Here is a 22788-nt window from a genome sequence, read left to right on the forward strand (position 1 = left end):
CAGTCGTTTCCAACTGTTGTCCCCCACCTCAAGGCATGTTCCCAAGCATTACTCACCCGTCCGCCGCTCGTCAGCAAAGTAGCAAGCTACTTTCTGTTACCGCTCGACTTGCATGTGTTAGGCCTGCCGCCAGCGTTCAATCTGAGCCATGATCAAACTCTTCAATTAAAAAGTTTTATGTCTTTCGACAGCTCAATGAATTCTGAATTTATTTAATATCTTTCGATATTGAATTGACTGTGCTGAATAACTACCTAAGTAATTATTCTGTTGGTCACTCAGTTTCAATTGAGACTCTAATTTGTTTGCCTCGCTACCTAAGTAGCTTGGCTGTTAGAACTCAATCTGTACGAGTGCCCACACAGATGATTGCTTTATATTGTTAAAGAACGTTGCGATTAAAGCGTTAAACTTTATCTCGCTAGGGCTGCGCATATTACGCTTTCCTATTTTTTTGTCAATACTTAATTTTGTTAAACTTGAAAGTTTTCAGAACTAAGTTTTACTCGACTCACTAAGTGGTTTGCTTGCCTCGCTAAGCGTTGCCTGCTCTGCCGTCTCAGTGGGGTCGCATTATAGGGAGATCCGAAAACAGATCAACCCTTTTTTGAAGAAAACCTGAAATAAATGACTGTTCGCGCAATTTTACATCGAAGTGGTTACTTTTAACACTAAAAAGGCCCTTTCGGGCCTTTTATACTAGTTAACTATGAGTTTCCAACCGAGTCTACTTTGTTGTTTAGACTCTTGTTGTAGCTCACTTGCCATCAATGGATGATCTTTTAACCAATTACTTTCAAACTTAAGGTCTAAGACTTCATTTTTAGCAATTAACTCAATTTTAGGTAATACGTCGTCTTGGCGACGCATTGATAGAATTACAGCAATACGAAGTAATCGCACTAAATACTGCGCAAGTATGCTGTTAGCCCCTAGCGAATCAAAGCACCCTTTTTGGATATCTGAACGATGCGCATTAGCTACTGCTGCAATAACTTTATGCTCTGATTGTGAAAAGCCAGGCATATCTGTGTTTTCTAAAATATAGGCTGTGTGTTTATGGTACTGCTTATACTCTATTAGCAATCCAATTTCGTGAAGTTCAGCCACCGCTTTTAACAAGGGCAATCCATTTAAGCTTTCTATGGGCCAGCTTTGGTTAATTTTACCCGCTAACTGCATTGCAAGACTCGAAACACGATATGCTTGCTTTTGATCAACATGGTAACGATCCATAAAGCCATCGATAGTGCGTTTGCGAATATCGTTATTGTGAAGCTCTGGCACCATACTGTACAAAACACCTTCTCGAAGTGCTCCGCCTGCAAGGCCCATTTTTTCTATTTCAAGTGATTCAAATAACGCAATTAGAATGGCAAGCCCAGATACAAACACAAGCCTACGCTCTTCACTTAAACCTGGTAGGTCTAGTGCTGCAATAGTGCTAAACGCAATAGATTGCTCTTTAATAGTGTAAAGCTTTTCGAGAGTAAGGAGATCATCAAGATTTTGAGCGACCATAATCTCTTGGATAGCTTGCACAGTACCCGAAGCACCAGAAGCAACTTGCCATCCCGTTGCTTTATATTCATCGGCAATATCATCTATTACATCTCGCGCCGCTTTGATTGCTGCATCAAAGTTGCTAGTACTTAGCTTGCAGTCTTTAAAATAGCGCTCTAAATAAGTAACACATCCCATATTTAAGCTTTTATAGTGCAGTGCTTCAAAGCCCTTTCCTATAACCACTTCCGTACTTGCACCACCGATATCTATAACCAGCTGCTTACCATTACATGATGATGTATGGGCTACGCCCTTATAAATAGTTCTCGCCTCTAGCTCACCACTAATAACATTAATAGTGTGGCCTAGTATTTTTTCGGCTTGAGTTTTAAATACATCGGCATTAGTTGCCAAACGCAGTGTAGCGGTTGCCACTATGGTGATATTTTGCTTTGGAATGTCTTGCAGACGCTCAGCAAAAAGAGCAAGGCATTCCCAGCCTCGCTGCATTGCTTCAGTGCTTAATACGTTATCTTTATCAAGCCCTGCTGCTAATCTTACTTTGCGTTTTACGCGACCTATTGTTTGTAGGCCGCCAGCAATTGATTTGGCAATAAGCATATGAAAGCTGTTTGAGCCCAAATCAATAACTGCATACACATTTTTTTGCGGTATAAGTTGCCCCACCGTTCAAAAACCTCTAGTTACTACTACTTATAGTAACGGCCGAATTACGACCGTCCTTTTTGGTAACTATTATTTGGGCGACGTCCGTTGTTATTACTACGATTACGTGGGCCTGAAGAATAGTTGCGCTTTCTTTGAATAGTAGGCTTTGTTAAATCATCTAGCAATGCTGTTTTATCATAATGTGATAAAGGAATGCTGTGCTCTATATACTCTTCAATTTCATGCAAGTTATAAGCATATTGCTCACAAGCAAAACTAATTGCATGGCCAGAGGCACCTGCGCGACCGGTACGGCCAATTCGATGAACGTAATCTTCACAATCATCAGGTAGATCAAAGTTAAACACATGACTTACTTCAGGAATATGCAAACCACGTGCTGCAACATCAGTTGCTACTAAAAAGTCTAATTCACCTTTAGTGAATTGAGCTAAAATAGACTGACGTTTTTTCTGATTAACATCGCCAGTTAGCATACCTACGCGGTGCCCGTCAGCTTTTAGCCACGCATAAACTGTTTCACAGCTGTGCTTTGTATTAGCAAATACAATGGCTTTATCTGGCCATTCTTCCTCAATTAAGGTTAATAACAGCTTAATTTTGTCTTCTTGCGAAGGATGGAATAGCTCTTCTTTAATACGCTTGCCTGTTTTTACGTCTGGTTCAATTTGCACGTGTTCAGGGTTAGTCATATGTTCGAACGCGAGTTCTTGCACGCGATAAGAAAGCGTTGCAGAAAATAACAGGTTCAATCTTTGCGCTGTATCAGGCATACGACGGAACATATAACGAATATCTTTTATAAAGCCTAAATCGAACATACGATCGGCTTCATCTAGCACGACTACCTCAATTTCATTAAGGGTGTAACAGCCTTGCTTATACAGATCGATAAGGCGACCTGTAGTACCAATTAAAATATCAACGCCTTTTTCTAATTGTGCACGTTGTTTTTCGTAATCTTCGCCACCATATACTAAACCTAAGTTAAGATTACAGTGCGGCGCTAAAATTTTTGCATCTTTGTGTATCTGAATCGCAAGCTCCCGAGTTGGGGCCATGATCAGGGCTCTTGGATGTTTACTAGGTGCTTTGCTAGATTGTAATAACCGATGGCACGTAGCTGTTAAAAAAGCTAACGTTTTGCCTGTACCAGTTTGAGCTTGGCCCGCAATATCGCGGCCATCACAAATAAAAGGTAGGCATTTTGCTTGAATAGGTGTGCAATATTCAAACCCATTCTCGGTTAAACCGGCAACCACTTCCGGTGCGATAGCAAAGTCTGAAAACTTTTTATCGGTTAAATGTGTCTTAGTCATAGCGTTTAAGCATAACGTTTAAACTTGCAATAAGAAACAAGAGTGTTTAAATACGCACTAAATATTTCGCCTAACTAAATCGGAGAGCGCAATGAGCGAGAAAATTATCCAAATTACTGACGATAGCTTTGAAGCTGACGTATTACAATCAGACAAACCAGTACTAGTAGATTTCTGGGCTGAATGGTGTGGACCTTGTAAAATGATCGCCCCTATTCTTCATGAAGTTGCTGATGAATACGACAGCCGTGTGACTGTTGCTAAACTAAATATTGACCAAAATGCTGGTACACCACCAAAATTTGGTATTCGTGGTATCCCAACATTGCTTCTTTTTAAAGATGGCCAAGTTGCTGCAACGAAAGTTGGTGCACTTTCTAAAACTCAACTAATTGAGTTTTTAGAAAACAATATCTAGGTTAAAACCATAAAAAAGGGCTTTTTGCCCTTTTTTTGTGTTTATTTTGTATAAAGACTGGACGCTATGCCAGTGAACTGCTAGTTTATAAAGCCAACTAATCCTTAGTTATATTCAACAAACCTCACTCAACTATCAAAGCGATTTTGAGTATGACAATTGTAATAAAGAACCCACCAATATGCATTTACGCGAATTAAAAGACAAGTCTATAAAAGAACTTGTAAACTTAGCTGAGTCCATGGGGCTCGAAAACGTAGCCCGCTTAAGAAAGCAAGATATTATTTTTGCCATTCTTAAAGCCCACGCCAAAGGCGGAGAGAATATCTTCGGCGGCGGTGTATTAGAGATTTTACAAGATGGTTTCGGCTTTTTAAGATCATCAGAAGCCTCTTACTTAGCTGGCCCAGATGACATTTATGTTTCACCTAGCCAAATTCGCCGTTTCAGCATGCGTACTGGCGATTCTATCTCAGGCCTTATCCGCCCACCTAAAGATGGCGAACGTTACTTTGCTTTATTAAAAGTAAACGAAGTTAACTTTGATAAACCTGAAAACTCTCGCACTAAAATTCTTTTTGAAAACCTTACCCCACTACACGCAAACGAACGTTTTCGTATGGAACGTGGTAACGGCAGTAAAGAAGATATTACCGCCCGTGTACTTGATTTAGCATCTCCAATTGGCCGCGGCCAACGTGGTTTGTTAGTAGCACCGCCTAAAGCGGGTAAAACAATGCTACTGCAAAACATTGCACAATCAATCACTCATAATCACCCTGATGTTACATTAATGGTTTTACTTATTGATGAACGTCCGGAAGAAGTTACTGAGATGCAACGCCTAGTTAAAGGTGAAGTAATTGCATCAACATTTGATGAACCAGCTTCTCGCCACGTGCAAGTTGCCGAAATGGTTATCGAAAAAGCAAAACGTTTAGTTGAGCACAAAAAAGATGTCGTTATCTTATTGGATTCAATTACACGTTTAGCACGTGCTTATAACACAGTTATTCCTTCATCAGGTAAAGTACTTACAGGTGGTGTTGATGCTAATGCACTTCACAAACCTAAGCGCTTCTTTGGTGCTGCACGTAACGTTGAGGAAGGCGGTAGTTTAACTATTATCGCAACAGCGCTTATCGATACTGGCTCTAAAATGGATGAAGTTATCTACGAAGAGTTTAAAGGTACAGGTAATATGGAACTACACTTAAATCGTAAGATTGCTGAAAAACGTGTATTCCCTGCTATCGACTTTAACCGCTCAGGTACTCGTCGTGAAGAATTACTTACTAAACCAGATGAGCTACAAAAGCTTTGGATTTTACGTAAGATTGTTCATGAAATGTCAGAGATTGATGCGATGGAATTTTTAATCGATAAACTATCGATGAGTAAAACCAACGATGAATTCTTTGATTCAATGAGACGCCAATAAGCGTGTTTTAGTTGAATAAAAAAAGCGCCTAGGGCGCTTTTTTTATGTGTAAATTATACCGCTTATGTTTACCAGCAAGCTTATTTAAATCAGCAAAGCATTTAACTTTCATTATATTTTTTAAGCACACTTTGTAGTGCATCAACCAGTATTTTAAAGTCGTTTGCGGTGTTGCTTTTCACTTTATTTAATAATGCTCTATCTAGATCTTTAGCCGCTTGGGCAATTTCATCTAAGCCAAACATTTGTGCAGCCCCTAAAATACGGTGGCTATCTTTTTGTAATGCCTCTAAGTCTTCACTAATAAAGTGCTGAGTAATTGTTTCGCTCTCTAAAGCAAAGCTTTGTTTAAAGCTAATAACCAAATCACTCATATCAACTTCACTGTGTTTAAGTGAAGGTTGATTATTACTGTCTAAATGTGCGCTTAGCGCTTTATAGAATAAGTCTTTATCAATAGGCTTGCCTAAGTAACCAGTAAAGCCTAGTGCTAGGTACTCATCTATTTCGTGGCTCATCGCATTAGCGGTTAATGCAAATATAGGCTGCTCAAAACCGCACTTCTTAAGGAGCTGAAAAGCAGCTCGCCCATCCATTACTGGCATTTGAATATCTAACAATACTAAGTCAGGATACTCTTGTAAGCACTGCTCTACTGCTTGCTCACCATTTTCAACCGCAATCACCTGAAGCCCTAAAGAGCGTAGGTAACGACTTATAAGTCGTCTATTATCAGGATGATCTTCAGCTAGGACAATGCGACCAGATAATTGTTTTTTAACTTTAGCAGATGTGTTTGTTTCGACCATGCTTTGTGATTTATCAACTTCGGCGCACGGTAAAAAGAACGAGAACTGGCTCCCTTTTTTGTATTCGCTTTGCACACTTATATAGCCGCCCATCATTGACGCAAGTTGTTGCGATAAGCTCAAACCTAAACCCGTGCCTCCAAACCGGCGGCTAATGCTGTTATCGGCTTGACTAAAGCATTCAAAAATAAGTTTTAACTGCTTTGAACTCATACCAATACCAGTATCTTTTATAATGATAACCAGCCCTTGCTCTGTTTTATTTAAGGCGATAATAATTTGCCCAGAATGAGTAAACTTAATAGCGTTAGCACATAAATTGATAAGAATTTGCTTAACACGAATAAGATCGAGCTTAGTGTAGAACTCATTACCCACTTGGTTATCTAAAATAAGCTGTAAGCTCTTAGCTTTAGCTTGAGTATAAAACATAGCGTGTACATCGTTTATAAGCTCAACAATATCGAAGCACGAAATATTTAGCTCTAAACGGTTAGCTTCTATTTTACTTAAATCAAGTACATCGTTAATTAAGCTTTTTAAATGATCGCTATGGCGCTGGATCACTCTAAGCTCATCTTTAAGTGATTCTGGCTCGTACAACTCATTAATTAAGGCATCTGTTTGCCCTAAAATAGCCGTTAATGGTGTGCGGATCTCGTGGCTAATATTAGCTAAAAATTGGCTTTTAACATCATTAGCCTCTCTCAGCTCTTGCGCCGTAGCTTGTAGCTCTGCAGTACGCTGTGCCACTTGTTCCGTTAAGTGTTGCTTAGCACGTTTTTCAGCCCCTCGTCGTGAAAGAGCTATGCCTGTAACAACAACTAAAAGTAATAGCAAAAATATAAACAAAGTAAGCTGAGAGCGCTGCGACATTTTAAGTTCTTGTACTCTGCGATCTTGCTTAAGTTTTTCTATTTCTTGATTTAATTGGGTGGCTTTGAATTGATGCTGTAAAACAGCTAGTGCATTTATAATTGAGGTACTTCTGAGCTTACGCTGCTCACTAATATACTTTTGCTGTTGAATCATTGCACTTGAAAAATCACCTTTACTCGCATCTAGTAGGGCTTTTGTTCCATAGCTGTCTCTAATTATGCGCTCACTGCCATATTCCTGAGCGAGTAAAATAGCTCTTTCTAAGCTTACCTGCGCTTGTTCTAAATCCCCTTTTACAAATTGAATTTTGGCTAGTGCATGAAGCGCATTCAATTCTAAATTATGGTTATCTATTTTAAGCGCATAGAACTCTCCTAATTTAGCTTGCTCGTATGCCTCATCTGCTTTTTCTAAAATAAGATTAGCATTTGCTAAATTAGTGTATTGTGTAGACAGCTTATTGTAATCATTAGCTGAAATATAATAACTCAACGCTAATTGATAGTAGTGAAGCGCTAAGTCAAATTGATTACTCTCTCTATAAGCAACGCCCATATTATTATAAACTTGCGCTATTCCACTTTTATCACCCAAGCGCTTATAAACTTTAAGCACCTCTTGGTATAAACTAAATGCACTGTCATAGCGCGATAAACGAATATAAACACCCGCTATATTGAGTAAAATATCCGTCTGGTCTTGCTCGCTGCCATGCTCTTCATAAATTGCTTTAGCTTTTAAATAATACTCTAGTGTTTCACCTAATTTATTCATATTAAAATAAGCTAAACCAATGTTATTAAATAGATTAGCTTGCTCTAATAGTTGTTCGTTTTTTTCAGCTAAGGCAAGAGTGCGAGTATATTCAATAATCGCTTTTTGAAATAATCCTTGATAAAAAAGCACAACGCCTTGCATTTTAATGGCGCGAAAATGCTCTTCAGGAAAAAAAGTATCTGACGTGTACTGCTCAAGTAATTTAAAGTAACGTAAAGAGTCTTTAAAATTGTCGTTCGATAACGCAGTATTACCTAACGCAGAGTAAACAGCTACACGCTGTTTTTTAGATAGGCTTTGATCAGAAAGTAAGGTATTAGCTAGTTGTAATTTTGGCTCCCACTGCTCTTCGCTTTTGAATTGTTCAAATAGTGAGTCGGCATTTTGGGCATAGCTTGAAGCCATTAGTACACAGCATATAGTAAATAAGAGGCACTTAAACTTGCCCAGCATAATTTTAATCCTTCAAACCGTTACTTATATCAGTGTAATCTTTATTGAAGATACACCAATTACTAGGCCCTAAACAATGCTTAACCCACTGATTGATGAGATTTTTGAGCTAATATTAACAAAGCAAGTTTGGCAAGTTCATACTTTAGCCGCGCAGTTGTCCTATCAAGGAGCCGTAGCAACGCTTGATCAAAGCCCTGAGCGCGATTTATTTAAGCGTAACTTTTTAATTATGAACGCACTGTACCAACTGCAGGCACAACTAAAGCCGCAAAACCTAATTATTTCAACTTTACATATCGAGCTATTAGAAAAAGAGATTAAGCACTTACTCGTAACTAGTAATAATTTACGAGATTACTATTTAGATTGGAATAATTACGATACGAGTGAGCAGCAAGTAGAAGAGTTATTAAATAGTTTTTGGCGTCGTTTTAAAGCAACACCTAAGCAGCATGCATTAACAAATCAAAAATACAACGAGCTGATTTTAAAGTGGGATTTACCTGAGGATTTTACACTTAAGGCCTTGCAAAAGCGCTGGCGACAACTTGCGCTGCAAAACCACCCTGACAAACTAAATGGCTGTGCGGAAAAATTTAAAAAAATAAAGTTGCAATACGAGCAGCTTAAAACAGCTGCTCGTTAAACTGTTAATTTAGCCGTTTAAATTAACGCGTAAGACGACGAGCGCGAATTTTACGGCCCTTAATGTTACCTTCGGTTAGCTTACGTAACGCAGGCTTAGACGAATTACGCTCCACGGCAACAAATGCAACGTTATCAAGCACATTAATTTTACCTACTTGGCGACCTGCAATACCATCTTTACCCGTTAAGGCACCTAAAATATCACCAGCGCGCACTTTTTGTTTCTTCCCTGAGTCAATCATTAGCGTAACCATTTCAGGGCGGTACGGTGGTTTATCTAACAAGTTAAATGATGGCATTTGTTCTGGCGTGATATCACGCTCGTAATGATCGCCTATTTGCGCAACTTTAAATGCTTCAGCTTCACCATAAATAGAGCATGCTATGCCCTTTTTACCGGCACGACCAGTACGCCCTACTCGGTGTACATGAGTTTGCGTGTCGTGTGCTAAATGGTAGTTAATTACCATATCCATATCATCAATATCTAAACCACGGGCAGCTACATCCGTTGCCACTAATATAGATGCACTTTTATTAGCAAAGTGAATAAGTGTACGCTCACGATCGCGCTGCTCTAAATCACCATGAAGCGCAACTGCACTAAAGCCTTCGTCGGCTAAATCGTCACATACTTGTTGAGTTTCTACCTTGGTATTACAAAACACAACACAGCTTTGCGGTGTAAATTTAAGTAATAATAATTTAAGAGTTGGGTAACGCTGTTTATTGTTATCCATTTTGTAGAAGTATTGTTTGATAGTACTTTTTGCTTGCTCTTCTTCTACTTTAATCATTTCTGGATTTTTTAGTACACGCTTTGCTATAGCTTCTATTGCACTGGGGAACGTAGCGCTAAATAGTAAGGTTTGGCGATTTTGCGGAATACGTTCAATAATGGCATCAAGGGTATCTTGAAAACCCATGTCTAACATTTGATCGGCTTCGTCAAGTACTAGCGTTTCAACATCATCTAAACGTAACGTGCCTTTTCTAATGTGGTCATCAACACGCCCTGGCGTACCAACAATAATGTGTGCGCCATGTTCTAGCGAGCCAATTTGTGGACCAATTGATACACCACCACATAACGTTAATATTTTAATGTTATGAATACCGCGCGCAAGTTTACGCATTTCTACTGCAACTTGCTCAGCAAGCTCACGGGTTGGACACAAAACTAACGACTGAATACGAAAACGTTTAACGTTTAATTTAGCTAATACACCTAAGCTAAACGCAGCCGTTTTACCTGAACCGGTTTTTGCTTGCGCAATAATGTCTTTACCTTCAAGTACAGGTGGCAGGCTTTGCGCTTGCACAGGTGTCATTTGCGAATAGCCGAGTGTTGATAAGTTATCAACTAAACCAGCAGGTAAAGCCAAAGATGAAAATGCAGTAGAAGTCACAGTTAGTTCCAAAATAATAAAAACAACACAGGGCATAGCCCACAAATATGGTTCATATAATAGCAGAATTCATATTGGGCAACCATTAATACCCAATTTTCAGATAGCTTGTTAAACCTTGTTAATAAAGATGTTGAAAATGATACTAGTTTTCATTAAGATCCATGAAAAATTAACACAATGACATTGGATGTAACGAATGAAACTGAACTCTTTATACCTAGCACTTGTAGCTGCAAGCTCAAGCGTTTTTGCTGCCCCCGCCGATATAGAGCGAATTCAAGTTAAAGGTAGCTACTTCAACGACTACAAAGTCGATAACGCTAATGGTGCTATGAGAACATCAGCTTCATTATTAGAAACAGCCCAATCAGTAACTGTTATTAGCGATACAATAATTAGCGAGCAATTAGCAACCACGCTTGGCGAAGTGCTTACTAACGATGCAAGTTTAACGGCAGGATCACAGCAACGTAACCGCGAAGTATTTAACCTTCGTGGTTTTGAGTTAAGCTCAGGTACCGGCTATCTACGTGATGGACACCAGCATTGGTCGCACTATCAACAACCAATCGAAATCCTTCAACAAGTTGAAGTTATTAAAGGTCCTTCAAGCATCTTATATGGTCAATCAGGTCCTGGTGGCTTGGTGAATATGGTAACAAAAAAACCAACAGCGAAAACGTTACTAAACGCCTCAGCTGATGTTGACCAGCATGGTTCAACTCGCTTTATGGTTGATGCTGGCGGCGCACTAACAGAAGCTGAAGATTTACGTGCACGCGGCATATTAGTAAAGCAAGATGTAGACTACTGGCGTGAATATCAAAATGGTGAAAACCGTGAGCGAGACCGCTTTTTAGGTGCTGTAGTCGTTGATTATGATATTAGCGATAATGCACTTGTACGTGTTCATTATGACCGTACAGATGACAAAGCAGGCCTAGATACGGGTGCATGGATTGATGATAACGCCAATGTTATTGGCGACGATAAAACTATTCGTGATATGTCATGGGCATTTACTGATATCACTGTAGAAAACGTAGGTATCGATTTTAACGTATTCTTATCTGACAACTGGAAAGTAAAGCTAGGTTATAATGAGCAGACTTTTGAGCGCCAACGCTTTGAGTCATCTCCTAGTCGCAACTCTTACGACACTCAAACTAACACTTACACTTCGAACCCATACGATCGTTTTGATGATTGGCAATTCACCACTGCATTTATTGATTTTATTGGTGAATTTGAAACGGCTGGCATACAACACCAATTTCTAATTGGTGCTAATTCGCTTGACTACTATTATGGTCAACTACGCACATCTGCTGATTCATTTAGTTTTACAGCAGGCCAAAATGAACCTGCACGCCCAGATGTCAGCTATAAAACTGATCTCACTAAAAGCGAAACTGAATATGACTACTACGGTGTATACGCCCAAGATTTAATTACTTTTTCACCACAATGGCAAGTGTCTGTTGGCGGCCGCTTTGATAAGCAAACACGTGAAGGACAAAATAACGAGTCGTTTTTGCCTAAATTCGGCGTACTTTATCACCCGAATGCATCTGCAACTATTTATGCCAGTTATACAGAAGGTTTTGAGCCACAAAACGAAACCATTACTGACGAAGAAGATATCAACTTTGGTATGAAAATAGATGCTGTCACCTCTGAACAAAGAGAGCTTGGTATTAAATGGCAGCTATTTGATGAGCGTTTAATGCTTAGCGGTGCTATTTTCGATATAAGTAAAAATGGAACCTTAGTTACAGAACAACTTGAAACACCTATCGGTTCAATTACCTCTGAAACAAACCAAGTTGGTGAACAGCGCCATAAAGGTTTTGAAATGGCAGCACAAGGTGCAGCAACTGACCGCTTATTTGTTATGGCATCAACTATGTATTTAGATGCTAACTATGAAAGAGCGAACGAAAACCTACAAGGTAAACGCCCTGTAGATGCCCCTAAATGGTCAGCATCTCTGTGGACTCGTTATGAGTTAAATGATGCAATTGCTTTTAATGCGGGTGCCTTTTATGAAGGTGAACGCTTTGCTGATAGCGATAACTCTATTACCAAAGATGCCTATACACGTGTAGATGTAGGTGCAACTTATAAATTTATTATGAGTAATACTGATATAAATCTTCGCCTTAACGTTGAAAACCTATTTGATACTGATTACTTAGGTGGCGGCGGCAATGGTAATGTAACTATTGGCGAAGGCACTAACTTACGCCTAGCGGCACAATTTAATTTTTAAGATTAAATACGTTAAAAAAGCCCGCACTTTGTAAAAAAGTGTGGGCTTTTTGTATTTTGTCTCATTGTATTTTTTAGCCAAGGTATTTAATGGTTTAATAGCTATTTAGTTTCTTACAAGCCAAGGTTAACAATGAATAAAATAATTACAACAATACTGCTCGCCAGCAGTTTTTTAGCCAGTGCCGCTGAGCCCGAATTTAGCACTGAGCAATTAAAACAAGTGACGCAGGTTCGAACAACTGCTCTTAATAGCAGTTTGAGCTATGAACTGCTTGAGTCTTTGACTACTGAAGTTGGCCCGCGCTTACCCGGTACAGACAACGATAAAAAAGCAGTGGCATGGGCCAAAGCAAAATTTAACCAACTTGGTTTTGATAAAGTATGGCTTGAAGAAGCAACCTTTCCTGAGTGGCGTCGATACAGCGAAAGCGGAAAAATACTAACCCCAAGCGAGCAGCCGCTTCATTTAACTGCACTTGGTAACAGTATTAGCACACCAAAAGAGGGAATTACTGCACCCGTTGTTTTGTTTGAAACACTTGACGAACTAATCGCTGCACCGGCTAATAGCTTAAAAGGTAAAATTGCCTATATTAATTACCGAATGAATCGCGATATAGACGGTAATGGTTACGGCCCTGCGGTAAAAGCACGCGCAACGGGCGCTATAGAGGCATCTAAAAAAGGCGCTGTTGCCTACATGATGCGCTCAGTAAGCACCGGCCATCATCGTTTTGCTCATACTGGCGGTAGTTACTATAAAGACGGCGTTAAAAAAATACCTAACGTGACGATTGCCAACCCTGATGCGGATCAAATTGCCCGCTTAGTAGCCTTAGGCAAAGACGTGTCAGTAAACATTAACGTGCAAACCGAAAATTTAGGTGAAGGCACAGGCTATAACGTAATAGGCCAGTTTAACGGTACTGAAAACCCTGAACAATATGTATTAATTGGCGGCCATTTAGATTCTTGGGATTTAGGCACTGGCGCATTAGATGATGGTGCTGGCGTAGCACTAACTATGGCAGCTGCTAAACATATTAGCGATGTAAAACGCCCTAAGCGCAGTATTCGCGTTGTGCTTTTTGCAGCAGAAGAACTTGGCCTTTGGGGAGCAAAAGCTTATTTTGCAAAACATAAAAACGATTTACACAACATAGTTGCAGCTGCTGAGTCTGATTTTGGCGCAGATGTAGTATACGGGTTTGAATCGAATGTAGATGCGGCATCACTCCCTGTTGTACGTGCTATAGCAAAAGAACTGGCGTCATTAAATGTTGAGTATATTGGTAAAAATCAAGCCAATGGCGGACCTGATTTGATTCCGCTTAAAAAGGCAACATCGGCACCTATATTTGAACTTGCCCAAGATGGTACCGACTACTTTGATTACCACCACACAGCAGATGATACGCTTGATAAAGTAACGCCTGCAAAGCTGCGCCAAAATACAGCTGCTTACGCGGTATTTGCTTTAATGGCAGCAGATGCAAAAACAACAATTAAACCAAAAACTCAAAATAAGTAATAACAGACATACTTGCTTACAGTTTGCAGCTTTAATTAACACGCCCCTTGATTTACCTTTATATAAATTAATTAGGTAAAACAAGGAGTGTGTTTGTATGTTACTTTTCAATACGAGTCAATCTTTCCCTCACTTTACACAAACACAGTGCTGCCCTAGCTGTAATAGCGATGCATATCACTTGGTAAATCAAAGTCGTTTTTTACGCTTTACTATTATTCCTGTACTACCTTTAAAACTAAGCTATAAACGCGAATGTTATCAATGCGGCCATAGTGAGCCAATACAGCTAAAACAACTGCCTTTAATAGAAAAACTCAGCATACCTAAATACTTTATTGGGATTTTTTTAATAGTTTTAGTTATTTGTTTTTTTTATCAACAGTATTTAGATGCACAAACGCAAAAACTAGGGTATTTAAATAACCCAAAAGCCTTCGATACCTACTTGGTTCAAGCAGACAAATTCACACACGAACCCTTAACGCTAACCAACTTAAAAGTGGCGCAAGTTTTAAGTTTTGACGAGCAGTTTATTACTTTTCAGATAAGTAACTACAGCTATAAACGTAATAACGGCATTACTACAGCACTGCGTACCAGCCTATTAGTACAAAGAGGTTACTTCTCGAAAGACAAAATTACGTTGCCTCGTAGCGAAGTAAAAAGGCTTTATAACGACGATGTGATTTACGACGTGCTACGCCCATCAGCAAATAGTTTATATGGTGGGTTTGTTATGTTTCCGCCTAAACCAAAGCCCCTATATAAAGGTTTAAAGCTCGACAAAAATAACCAACAAGGCATTACGTATTTTAAAAACGCACAATATAAAGAGGCACTTGAGAGTTTTACTATTGCAGCAAATGCAGGCTCGCAATGGGGGCAATTAAATCTTGCACAAATGTACCGAGATGGGCAAGGCGTAACTAAAAATGTGCAAACAGCAAAGCATTGGTATGAGCAGGCAATAGCACAAGGTAATAGCAAAGCTAAATATGAGCTAGAACAGCTTTGTGAAATGGTAAAATGCTAAAAATACAGCCAGCCAATAGCTGGCTGTAAAAACTTTAAAATTTCATATGTTTTTCTAAAAAACTAACCAATTTATTATAATACTTCAATTGATGTTCAGGCTTGTAAAAACCATGCCCTTCATCTTCTAACAACTCCAACTCATAAGGGTGATTTGCTTTTTTTAAGGCTGCGATTAATGATTCTGCTTGCTCAATAGGAGCTCGCTTGTCTTCACCACCGTGCACTATAAGTACTGCGGCTTTAAGCTTGTCTATATTATAACTAGGCGAATAGCTTTTAAGTTGTACTTCATTACTACCGATCACACTTTTTAAGTAACGTTGACCGCTATTGCGCTCAGAAATATCACCCTCTTCAAACATTAGTGGTAAATCATAAATTCCAACAACGCCTACCGCACATTTAAACATATCAGGCTCTAAAATAGCGCTTTGTAAAGCGGAGTAACCTCCAAAACTTGCTCCCACAGTACAAATATTATTTTTGTCAGCGATCCCTTTTGCGATTAAATGTTTAACGCCATCTATAATATCGAACTGTATTTCAGCTCCCCACTTTTTGTGTCCAGCATGCTCAAAGTTACGTCCGAATCCACCCGAACCCCTAAAGTTAACTTTAAGTACAGCAATACCGCGACTTGCAAGTAATTGCGAGTCAGGATCAAACCCCCACCAATCTCTAGGTCCATGAGGCCCCCCATGAGGCATTACAACCAAAGGTAAGTTTTTCTCGTCTGTATCATTAGGTATGGTTAAATATCCGTATATTGTTAAGCCATCTCGAGTTTTATAATGGATAGGTTTCGTAATTGCCATTTCTTCAGGCTTCAACCAACCTCTTGAGGCAAACAAGTATTTAAGCTCATTTTTAGATGCATCATATAAGTAATAACGTCCAGGATTAGTATCGCTGGAGGCATATATAATATTTGCATTGCCGTCTGCTGTGCTACTAATTAGCTGAACTTGATCACCTTTCAACGCCTCAATTAAAGCCTTTAAACGCTCACTTTTTTTAGAACCTGTATCAATAAATGAATAATTCGGGTATTGCAGTTCTGTCTCTATAGCAAAAAGCTCTTTTGATGCTTCATCAACCCAAACCCGCTTTGGAGAAACAAACTCATCTTGAAATATTAACTTAACTTCTTTTTTCGCTATATTTAATTTATACAACCCTTCGGCTTCGCCTGATTTAGAAGCGGTCATATAGATATTATTACCGTGCTTATCAAATGCTTTTAAACTAATATCCGAATAATTCTCGTTGCCTAAAGAAAGTTCTTCCCAATCATCACCGGACTTATTTTTAATGTGTATTTCGGCGTTAATATAATTATCAGTAGATACAGCAACGCGAACATTACCCTCATGATCAGTTAGAAACTGTGCCATACGCGAAGGTGATAAAGTGACCCTTTTTCTTTTTCCTGTATAAACATCAACTTCATAAACCACTGTATGCGGCTCATTGCTAGAAGTCCAAGGAATGGTCATCACCAGCATTTTTCGTTTATTTTTAATTAGGGGATCGAGTATGAAAGAAGTCCCGTAAAGAGGTGTTTGTTTTTTTATTCTGCTTCCTATCTGTTGCTCACCTAAGTAACCAATCAAGTATTTACTTTTTTTTCCATCGACGTTTACACCATAAATTTCACCATAATATTCAGGGTGATCTTTCCAACCTCTCAAGTACTCTTTGGCAATAGCGACTCTTTCATTATTAACCCAGTGGTAATCGCCTACCTGGGCATCTCCTCTGAATGATACAGCATGAAGTGTCTTAAATGTTTGAGCATCAAGTATCACTAAAACATTTTTACCTTTTACTTTATTAACTACAGCCAAATACTCACCACTTGGTGAAATAGTAACTTGGCTGTACTCGGTGTCTTTACTAAAACTCTCTATAGGTATTCGGGCACTATTTGCATGAGTATAAGAGCTAAAAAGACTAAGCAGTAAAAGTGAAAATATAGCCAAGGGCTTGTTCATTTAAATTTCTTTTATTTATTATCAATGACTTTTAGCTTACATAGCTTTAACGTTAATAAACATCATCTTTTTTATATTTTATGTAAACAAGCGTAAACTCAAGCCCTATAATCTAATGCCTACTTTTAGTAATCTTACTCCATATAATGTGTAGTACAACAACACATAAACCAGCTATCACACCTAGCAAACCATCAAAAATTAGGGGAGCTAAAACCTCTCCAGTGCCATTAAATAAAGATTTACCAGTGCTAGTGACTTCTAGCTGCCAATGATGAAGTAACTCAATACCGTGAGATAAAATACCACCGCCCACTAAAAACATAGCAACTGTGCCAGCAAATGCTAAAAACTGCATTAACCTAGGTGCCGCTGCTAGCAAGCCTTTTCCAAGTAGCTCTTTAAACTTATTTGCCGACTCTTTAGATTGGTTAAGTAAATATAATCCCGCATCATCAAGCTTTACAATACCTGCCACTAAACCATAAACGCCTATGGTCATTATAATTGCGATTACGCAAAGTACTAATGCTTGATTAACTAAAGTAGCTCCGGCAACAGTGCCTAAAGTAATGACTATAATTTCGGCTGAAAGAATAAAGTCCGTGCGTATAGCTCCCTTTACTTTTTGTTTTTCATACTCAACTAAATCAAGTTGCTCACCTTCGTTTGTTACTTCTTCATGATGAGGTAAAAACTTAGCAAATACTTTTTCAGCACCTTCAAAACATAAAAATAATCCACCAATCATTAAAAGCGGTGTTATTAACCATGGCAACCACACGCTAATTAATAGCGCTGCGGGTACCAAAATAGCTTTATTTAAAAACGAGCCTTTAGCGACAGCCCACACTACTGGTAACTCTCGCTCTGCAGCCACGCCCGTTACTTGTTGTGCATTGAGGGCTAAGTCGTCACCTAATACACCGGCTGTTTTTTTTGTGGCAACTTTACTCATTGTTGCTATGTCATCAAGTAAGGTCGTTATATCGTCTAATAAAGTTAAAAGGTTTATACCTGCCATGTTGCTTCCTAGCTAAAAAATAATGCTATCAACATAGCTTAATCAGACATTTTCACCAACGGTTAATTTAGCTTTGTTATGCTGATAAAAAAGCAGTAATAGCTTGTGACAAACTTAAACAGGGAGATATTAATGAAAGCACTTGCGGTTATTTTAATAGGTATGTTTTTTTTATCTGCCTGTGACAACGAGTCTACGAGTACCCGCTATTTATGTAATAACCACGCTGTAGAGCTAACAACTCAAAATGAGGCTGCAACTCTCACCTTAAATAAGCAGACCTATTCGTTAACAAAAGAGCCCAGCGCTTCTGGAGTAAAGTACATTAGTGAACGCGTGTTGTTTTGGTCAAAGGCGAATGAAGCCATGTTATTTGTATCTGGCAATAAATACCGCTGCAAACTAACAAACGCTAACTTGTAATAGCGTGATGCTGCCTATAAAAGTCTTATTGTACTAATCTTTTTCTTATTAACCTGCGTAATACTAGCCGAACTTTAACCATCGCCCTTGCTAAATAACTGCGCATGCATTTGCTATTTAGTTGGGTATAATACTTTAACTTTTTGCATAATAGCGGCCCACAATGAAATACAAAGATTTACGTGATTTTATCGATTTGCTTGAAAAAAAAGGCGAGCTTAAACGTATCACCCAAGAAATCGACCCGTATCTTGAAATGACCGAAATAGCCGACCGTACTTTACGCGCTAAAGGCCCGGCTCTACTGTTCGAAAATCCTAAAGGACACAGTATTCCGGTACTTGCTAATTTATTTGGTACCCCGCAACGCGTTGCTATGGGAATGGGCCAAAAAGATGTGAGCGAATTACGTGAAGTGGGTAAGCTTTTAGCTTTTTTAAAAGAGCCTGAGCCACCAAAAGGTATTAAAGAAGCACTAGGGCAATTACCAGTATTTAAGCAAGTACTTAATATGCCAGCTAAAGAAGTTAAAAAAGCGCCTTGTCAGCAAGTGATTTTAGAGGGCGACGAGGTTGATTTAACTAAACTGCCTATTCAGCACTGTTGGCCAGGGGATGCTGCTCCACTTATTACATGGGGCCTAACCGTTACTAAAGGGCCTTATAAAAAACGCCAAAACCTAGGTATTTATCGTCAGCAGCTATTAGGTAAAAACAAAATTATTATGCGCTGGTTGTCACACCGTGGTGGCGCGCTTGATTTTCAAGAATGGTGTAAAGAATATCCAGGCGAGCCGTATCCGGTATCGGTTGCATTAGGCGCTGATCCTGCCACTATTTTAGGTGCAGTTACACCCGTGCCAGACACATTAAGCGAATATGCGTTTGCAGGCTTATTACGTGGTAGTAAAACAGAAGTAGTAAAGTCTATATCTAACGATTTACAAGTGCCCGCCAGTGCTGAAATAGTACTTGAAGGCTACATAATGCCTGGTGAAATGGCACCAGAAGGACCGTACGGCGATCACACTGGTTACTACAACGAAGTTGATGACTTTCCTGTAATGACGGTAACTCACTTAACTCACCGTAAAGATCCCATTTATCATAGTACTTTTACTGGCCGTCCGCCTGATGAACCTGCAATTTTAGGCGTGGCACTAAACGAAGTGTTCGTGCCTATATTACAAAAACAGTTCCCTGAAATAGTCGACTTTTACTTACCGCCGGAAGGATGTTCGTACCGTATGGCTGTTGTAACTATGAAAAAACAATACCCAGGCCACGCCAAACGCGTAATGATGGGTGTTTGGTCTTTCTTACGTCAATTCATGTATACAAAGTTTGTTATTGTTTGTGATGACGACGTAAATGCACGTGATTGGGAAGATGTTATTTGGGCTATTACTACTCGTATGGACCCTGCACGTGACACCACATTAATAGAAAACACCCCTATTGATTACCTCGACTTTGCATCACCGGTATCAGGGCTCGGTTCAAAAATGGGGATGGATGCTACCAATAAATGGCCTGGCGAGACCACTCGAGAATGGGGTGAGCCGATTGTTATGGATAAAGCCACTAAAGATCGTGTAGATGATATTTGGCAAAGCTTGAATATTCTGTAAACGTTTATATGTAAGTACATAACAGGCTATAAAGTAACCCTGCAGATATGCTAGAATCGATGCATTCTATTGCGTATCTGCTGTTAAAAGCGCTGCTAAAAGGTAAAAAATGCAAACATTAAAAGCTGAAGTTGTAGCTATCAGCCCACTTACAGAATTTGTACATAAAGTAATTTTAAAGCCTCAACAACCTGTTACGTTTGAAGCAGGCCAATACATGCAATTAGTATTAGGCGAAAAAGACAAACGTGCGTTTTCTATTGCTAGCCGCCCTTCACAATGTGACGAAATTGAATTACACATTGGTGCCTCAGGTGCAGACTCATATGCTATGCAATCGCTTGAACATCTTCGTAGTGCCTATACTAATAATACCCCGGTAGATATTGAAGCAGGCCTTGGTGTATCGCAATTACGCCTTCAGTGCGAACGCCCTATTATTTTACTAGCCGGTGGTACTGGTTTCTCTTACGCAAAATCAATGGCTGATCATTTAGCTGAAATTAATTGCGATCGCCCGGTATTATTCTACTGGGGTGTAAAAGAAGAATCGGCTTTATATGCACACACTGAAATGCAAACCTGGGCAGACAGTAACGAAAACTTTAAGTTTATTCCTGTTGTAGAAAACCCATCTGCTAATTGGCAAGGCCATACTGGCTACGTACATAAAGCAGTAATGCAAGATATTGTGTCGCTTGAACCTTACGATATTTACATGGCGGGTCGCTTTGACATGATAGGTATTGTTCGTGATGACTTTATTACTCATGGTGCAGTACGCGAAAACATGTTTGCTGATGCATTTGCTTTTATAAAGTAAGTAAAGCACAACACATTAAAAAACAGGCACCTAGAAGGTGCCTTTTTTATTTGTAAATTTTAGATAGTTAATTGGTTAAATCTATCAACCTTATCAATATAAACAATTTCCTAAAAACAAATCTATAAACCATACTTTGTATAGAACATCAGCGGGAGAGACCCAAATGCTAAATACAAAAGTAAAAGACTTTATGCAACGCAAGTTGCCAAACATAACACCCGATACAGAAATGACGAGTGCCATTGCAGAGCTACAAAAATTTAAATTACTTGGCGCCCCTGTATTTGACGAGCACAAATCACTGGTAGGATTTATATCTGAGCAAGAACTACTTAAACCGCTTACGCAAAGCAGCTATTTTTGTGATGGCGTAGTTAAGGTATCTCAGCTTATGCAAACTAATGTGGTCACCGTTAGTGGTGATACAAATATTATTGAACTAGCAGAGCAAATGAAAACAGGTAAACCTAAAAATTACCCTGTGGTAGACGGCTTTAAAGTGATAGGCATGATCAGCCGAGCTGATGTACTTAAAGCACTTTACGATAACTACATTAGCTGCCAAACACACTAAATAACAGTTAAAAAAATGCCGCTTTAAAGCGGCATTTTTAATATTCTTAAATTAACGTGCACAAACGAGTGCTGAGAGTGCTTTTTTATCACCGTCACTTAAAAAGGCGATTTCTAGCGCGTTTGCTTGGGCTTTTTCCATATCGGCTTGCGATAGGCCTGCTTTTGGGGCTGCTACTAAGTACTCATGCTCAATTTCAATTCCTTCAACCGCAGGATCATCGGTGTTGATACACGCTAAAATCCCATGATCTAAAAATTGTTTAAGCGGATGCTTAGTTAAATCGTCTACCGTACTTGTTTGAATATTACTTGTTAAGCACGACTCAATACCAATTCGGTTATCGCGTAAATAATCCATTAATTTAGGATCTTCGATTGCTTTAACGCCGTGGCCTATTCTGCTTGCACCTAGCTCATTAATTGCTTGCCAAATACTTGGCGCACCTAGCGCTTCACCCGCGTGTATAGTGGAAGCTAAATAAGCATCGCGAACTTGCTTAAAGTGTTCAATAAATAGCTCCCCCGGAAAACCAATTTCGTCACCCGCTAAATCGACTGCAACTAAATCGTTTTTAAACGCTAAGAGGGCATCAAGTTCATACTGGCATGTTTTTACGCCATAAGTACGCGATAAAATGCCAATTAAATTAGCTTTAATATTCTTACCATGTGTTGCTGATTTAATACCGTCAACAACAGCCTCTACAACGCCCTGAGGGTGCAGACCTTGGCTTTGTGCCATGTAGTAAGGGCTAAAGCGAAGCTCAACATAATCTAAGCCCTGTGCCTGAGCATCTTCAATGTTTTCAATTGCTATGCGTCTACATGCATCGTAATCACCTAAAACCGTAACGCCCCAATCTAGTTTTTGTAAGAAAGCCATTAAGTTTGGTTCAGGATCAATTACTTGTACGTGAGGAATAAGCGCCTCTACGTTATCGGCTGGTAACTCTATATTAAACTGGCGACCAAGCTCTAATATCGTTTGCGCACGGACATTACCATCTAAGTGGCGATGAATATCTAGCAAAGGTAGTTTTCTATTAATCATAGTAGCAACTCGGTTAGGTTAAATTTGCGCGCATGATACGCAGATACAGTTATTTTTCAAGTTTAT

General features: G+C 39.3%; 17 protein-coding genes and 1 rRNA gene. 10 read left to right on the forward strand and 8 right to left on the reverse strand.

Annotation, left to right across the window (positions count from 1 at the left end; translation table 11 throughout):
- The 3 genes from ATS74_RS04075 to rhlB all read right to left on the reverse strand — a co-directional run.
- Positions 1 to 168: ribosomal RNA gene (locus ATS74_RS04075) — 16S ribosomal RNA — on the reverse strand; the annotation flags it as partial.
- Positions 169 to 699: 531 nt separating this feature from the next.
- A complete protein-coding gene (gene gppA, locus ATS74_RS04080) occupies positions 700 to 2193 on the reverse strand; it encodes a guanosine-5'-triphosphate,3'-diphosphate diphosphatase (protein WP_058547679.1) in 1494 nt (497 codons plus the stop codon).
- A 44-nt stretch (positions 2194 to 2237) separates the two neighbouring features.
- Complete coding sequence (gene rhlB / locus ATS74_RS04085) at positions 2238 to 3515, reverse strand: ATP-dependent RNA helicase RhlB (RefSeq protein ID WP_058547680.1); 1278 nt, start codon at positions 3513 to 3515, stop codon at positions 2238 to 2240.
- A 91-nt stretch (positions 3516 to 3606) separates the two neighbouring features.
- On the opposite strand from rhlB, the gene trxA reads away from it, so the two are divergent.
- On the forward strand, positions 3607 to 3933 hold the full coding sequence (gene trxA / locus ATS74_RS04090) for a thioredoxin TrxA (protein WP_002960942.1): 327 nt from the start codon (positions 3607 to 3609) through the stop codon (positions 3931 to 3933).
- 181 nt (positions 3934 to 4114) lie between these two features.
- Positions 4115 to 5374 (forward strand): transcription termination factor Rho, encoded by a 1260-nt coding sequence (gene rho, locus ATS74_RS04095; RefSeq protein WP_058547681.1) that lies wholly within the window; start codon positions 4115 to 4117, stop codon positions 5372 to 5374.
- Between the two features lie 101 nt (positions 5375 to 5475).
- Here rho and ATS74_RS04100 read toward each other — a convergent pair whose 3' ends face one another.
- Positions 5476 to 8292, reverse strand: coding sequence for a tetratricopeptide repeat-containing hybrid sensor histidine kinase/response regulator (locus tag ATS74_RS04100; RefSeq protein WP_058547682.1), 2817 nt, complete (start codon positions 8290 to 8292; stop codon positions 5476 to 5478).
- Positions 8293 to 8368: 76 nt separating this feature from the next.
- Between ATS74_RS04100 and ATS74_RS04105 the strand changes: the two genes are divergently transcribed.
- Complete coding sequence (locus ATS74_RS04105; protein ID WP_058547683.1) at positions 8369 to 8941, forward strand: DNA-J related domain-containing protein; 573 nt, start codon at positions 8369 to 8371, stop codon at positions 8939 to 8941.
- Positions 8942 to 8963: 22 nt separating this feature from the next.
- Here ATS74_RS04105 and dbpA read toward each other — a convergent pair whose 3' ends face one another.
- Entirely contained in the window at positions 8964 to 10352 is a 1389-nt protein-coding gene (gene dbpA, locus ATS74_RS04110; RefSeq protein ID WP_058547684.1) for an ATP-dependent RNA helicase DbpA, read from the reverse strand.
- 199 nt (positions 10353 to 10551) lie between these two features.
- On the opposite strand from dbpA, the gene ATS74_RS04115 reads away from it, so the two are divergent.
- The 3 genes from ATS74_RS04115 (at position 10552) to ATS74_RS04125 (ending at position 15196) form a co-directional block, all read left to right on the forward strand.
- Positions 10552 to 12627 (forward strand): TonB-dependent siderophore receptor, encoded by a 2076-nt coding sequence (locus tag ATS74_RS04115; RefSeq protein ID WP_058547685.1) that lies wholly within the window; start codon positions 10552 to 10554, stop codon positions 12625 to 12627.
- Positions 12628 to 12759: 132 nt separating this feature from the next.
- A complete protein-coding gene (locus tag ATS74_RS04120) occupies positions 12760 to 14160 on the forward strand; it encodes a M20/M25/M40 family metallo-hydrolase (RefSeq protein ID WP_058547686.1) in 1401 nt (466 codons plus the stop codon).
- A gap of 97 nt (positions 14161 to 14257) precedes the next feature.
- Complete coding sequence (locus ATS74_RS04125) at positions 14258 to 15196, forward strand: tetratricopeptide repeat protein (RefSeq protein ID WP_058547687.1); 939 nt, start codon at positions 14258 to 14260, stop codon at positions 15194 to 15196.
- Positions 15197 to 15230: 34 nt separating this feature from the next.
- Here the strand turns inward: ATS74_RS04125 and ATS74_RS04130 are convergent, their stop codons facing one another.
- Together ATS74_RS04130 and ATS74_RS04135 are read right to left on the reverse strand one after the other, a co-directional pair.
- Positions 15231 to 17192, reverse strand: coding sequence for a S9 family peptidase (locus tag ATS74_RS04130; protein WP_058547688.1), 1962 nt, complete (start codon positions 17190 to 17192; stop codon positions 15231 to 15233).
- A gap of 112 nt (positions 17193 to 17304) precedes the next feature.
- Complete coding sequence (locus ATS74_RS04135; RefSeq protein WP_058547689.1) at positions 17305 to 18216, reverse strand: DUF808 domain-containing protein; 912 nt, start codon at positions 18214 to 18216, stop codon at positions 17305 to 17307.
- 132 nt (positions 18217 to 18348) lie between these two features.
- Between ATS74_RS04135 and ATS74_RS04140 the strand changes: the two genes are divergently transcribed.
- The 4 genes from ATS74_RS04140 (at position 18349) to ATS74_RS04155 (ending at position 21669) form a co-directional block, all read left to right on the forward strand.
- Positions 18349 to 18639 carry an MliC family protein gene (locus ATS74_RS04140; RefSeq protein WP_058547690.1) on the forward strand — a complete coding sequence of 97 codons (291 nt, stop codon included), beginning with the start codon at positions 18349 to 18351 and terminating at the stop codon, positions 18637 to 18639.
- Between the two features lie 163 nt (positions 18640 to 18802).
- Complete coding sequence (gene ubiD, locus ATS74_RS04145; RefSeq protein ID WP_058547691.1) at positions 18803 to 20269, forward strand: 4-hydroxy-3-polyprenylbenzoate decarboxylase; 1467 nt, start codon at positions 18803 to 18805, stop codon at positions 20267 to 20269.
- A 109-nt stretch (positions 20270 to 20378) separates the two neighbouring features.
- Entirely contained in the window at positions 20379 to 21092 is a 714-nt protein-coding gene (gene fre / locus ATS74_RS04150; RefSeq protein WP_058547692.1) for an NAD(P)H-flavin reductase, read from the forward strand.
- 166 nt (positions 21093 to 21258) lie between these two features.
- The gene (locus ATS74_RS04155; RefSeq protein WP_058547693.1) at positions 21259 to 21669 is read left to right on the forward strand and encodes a CBS domain-containing protein; all 411 of its coding nucleotides are present in this window, start codon (positions 21259 to 21261) and stop codon (positions 21667 to 21669) included.
- A gap of 51 nt (positions 21670 to 21720) precedes the next feature.
- Here the strand turns inward: ATS74_RS04155 and add are convergent, their stop codons facing one another.
- Entirely contained in the window at positions 21721 to 22722 is a 1002-nt protein-coding gene (add, locus tag ATS74_RS04160; protein WP_058547694.1) for an adenosine deaminase, read from the reverse strand.
- Positions 22723 to 22788 lie beyond the last annotated feature (66 nt).

It is taken from the genome of Pseudoalteromonas sp. H103, assembly GCF_001469205.1.
Lineage (GTDB): Bacteria > Pseudomonadota > Gammaproteobacteria > Enterobacterales > Alteromonadaceae > Pseudoalteromonas > Pseudoalteromonas carrageenovora.

Excerpts from the sequence above, each read along its gene's own strand:
- ATS74_RS04140 (WP_058547690.1), top strand. The coding sequence starts at position 18,349 with ATGAAAGCACTTGCGGTTATTTTAATAGGTATGTTTTTTTTATCTGCC.
- ATS74_RS04120 (WP_058547686.1), top strand. The coding sequence starts at position 12,760 with ATGAATAAAATAATTACAACAATACTGCTCGCCAGCAGTTTTTTAGCC.
- ATS74_RS04115 (WP_058547685.1), top strand. The coding sequence starts at position 10,552 with ATGAAACTGAACTCTTTATACCTAGCACTTGTAGCTGCAAGCTCAAGC.
- ATS74_RS04130 (WP_058547688.1), bottom strand. The coding sequence starts at position 17,192 with ATGAACAAGCCCTTGGCTATATTTTCACTTTTACTGCTTAGTCTTTTT.
- rhlB (WP_058547680.1), bottom strand. The coding sequence starts at position 3,515 with ATGACTAAGACACATTTAACCGATAAAAAGTTTTCAGACTTTGCTATC.
- ATS74_RS04125 (WP_058547687.1), top strand. The coding sequence starts at position 14,258 with ATGTTACTTTTCAATACGAGTCAATCTTTCCCTCACTTTACACAAACA.
- ATS74_RS04155 (WP_058547693.1), top strand. The coding sequence starts at position 21,259 with ATGCTAAATACAAAAGTAAAAGACTTTATGCAACGCAAGTTGCCAAAC.
- ATS74_RS04105 (WP_058547683.1), top strand. The coding sequence starts at position 8,369 with ATGCTTAACCCACTGATTGATGAGATTTTTGAGCTAATATTAACAAAG.
- fre (WP_058547692.1), top strand. The coding sequence starts at position 20,379 with ATGCAAACATTAAAAGCTGAAGTTGTAGCTATCAGCCCACTTACAGAA.
- ATS74_RS04100 (WP_058547682.1), bottom strand. The coding sequence starts at position 8,292 with ATGCTGGGCAAGTTTAAGTGCCTCTTATTTACTATATGCTGTGTACTA.
- rho (WP_058547681.1), top strand. The coding sequence starts at position 4,115 with ATGCATTTACGCGAATTAAAAGACAAGTCTATAAAAGAACTTGTAAAC.
- ATS74_RS04135 (WP_058547689.1), bottom strand. The coding sequence starts at position 18,216 with ATGGCAGGTATAAACCTTTTAACTTTATTAGACGATATAACGACCTTA.
- ubiD (WP_058547691.1), top strand. The coding sequence starts at position 18,803 with ATGAAATACAAAGATTTACGTGATTTTATCGATTTGCTTGAAAAAAAA.
- trxA (WP_002960942.1), top strand. The coding sequence starts at position 3,607 with ATGAGCGAGAAAATTATCCAAATTACTGACGATAGCTTTGAAGCTGAC.
- add (WP_058547694.1), bottom strand. The coding sequence starts at position 22,722 with ATGATTAATAGAAAACTACCTTTGCTAGATATTCATCGCCACTTAGAT.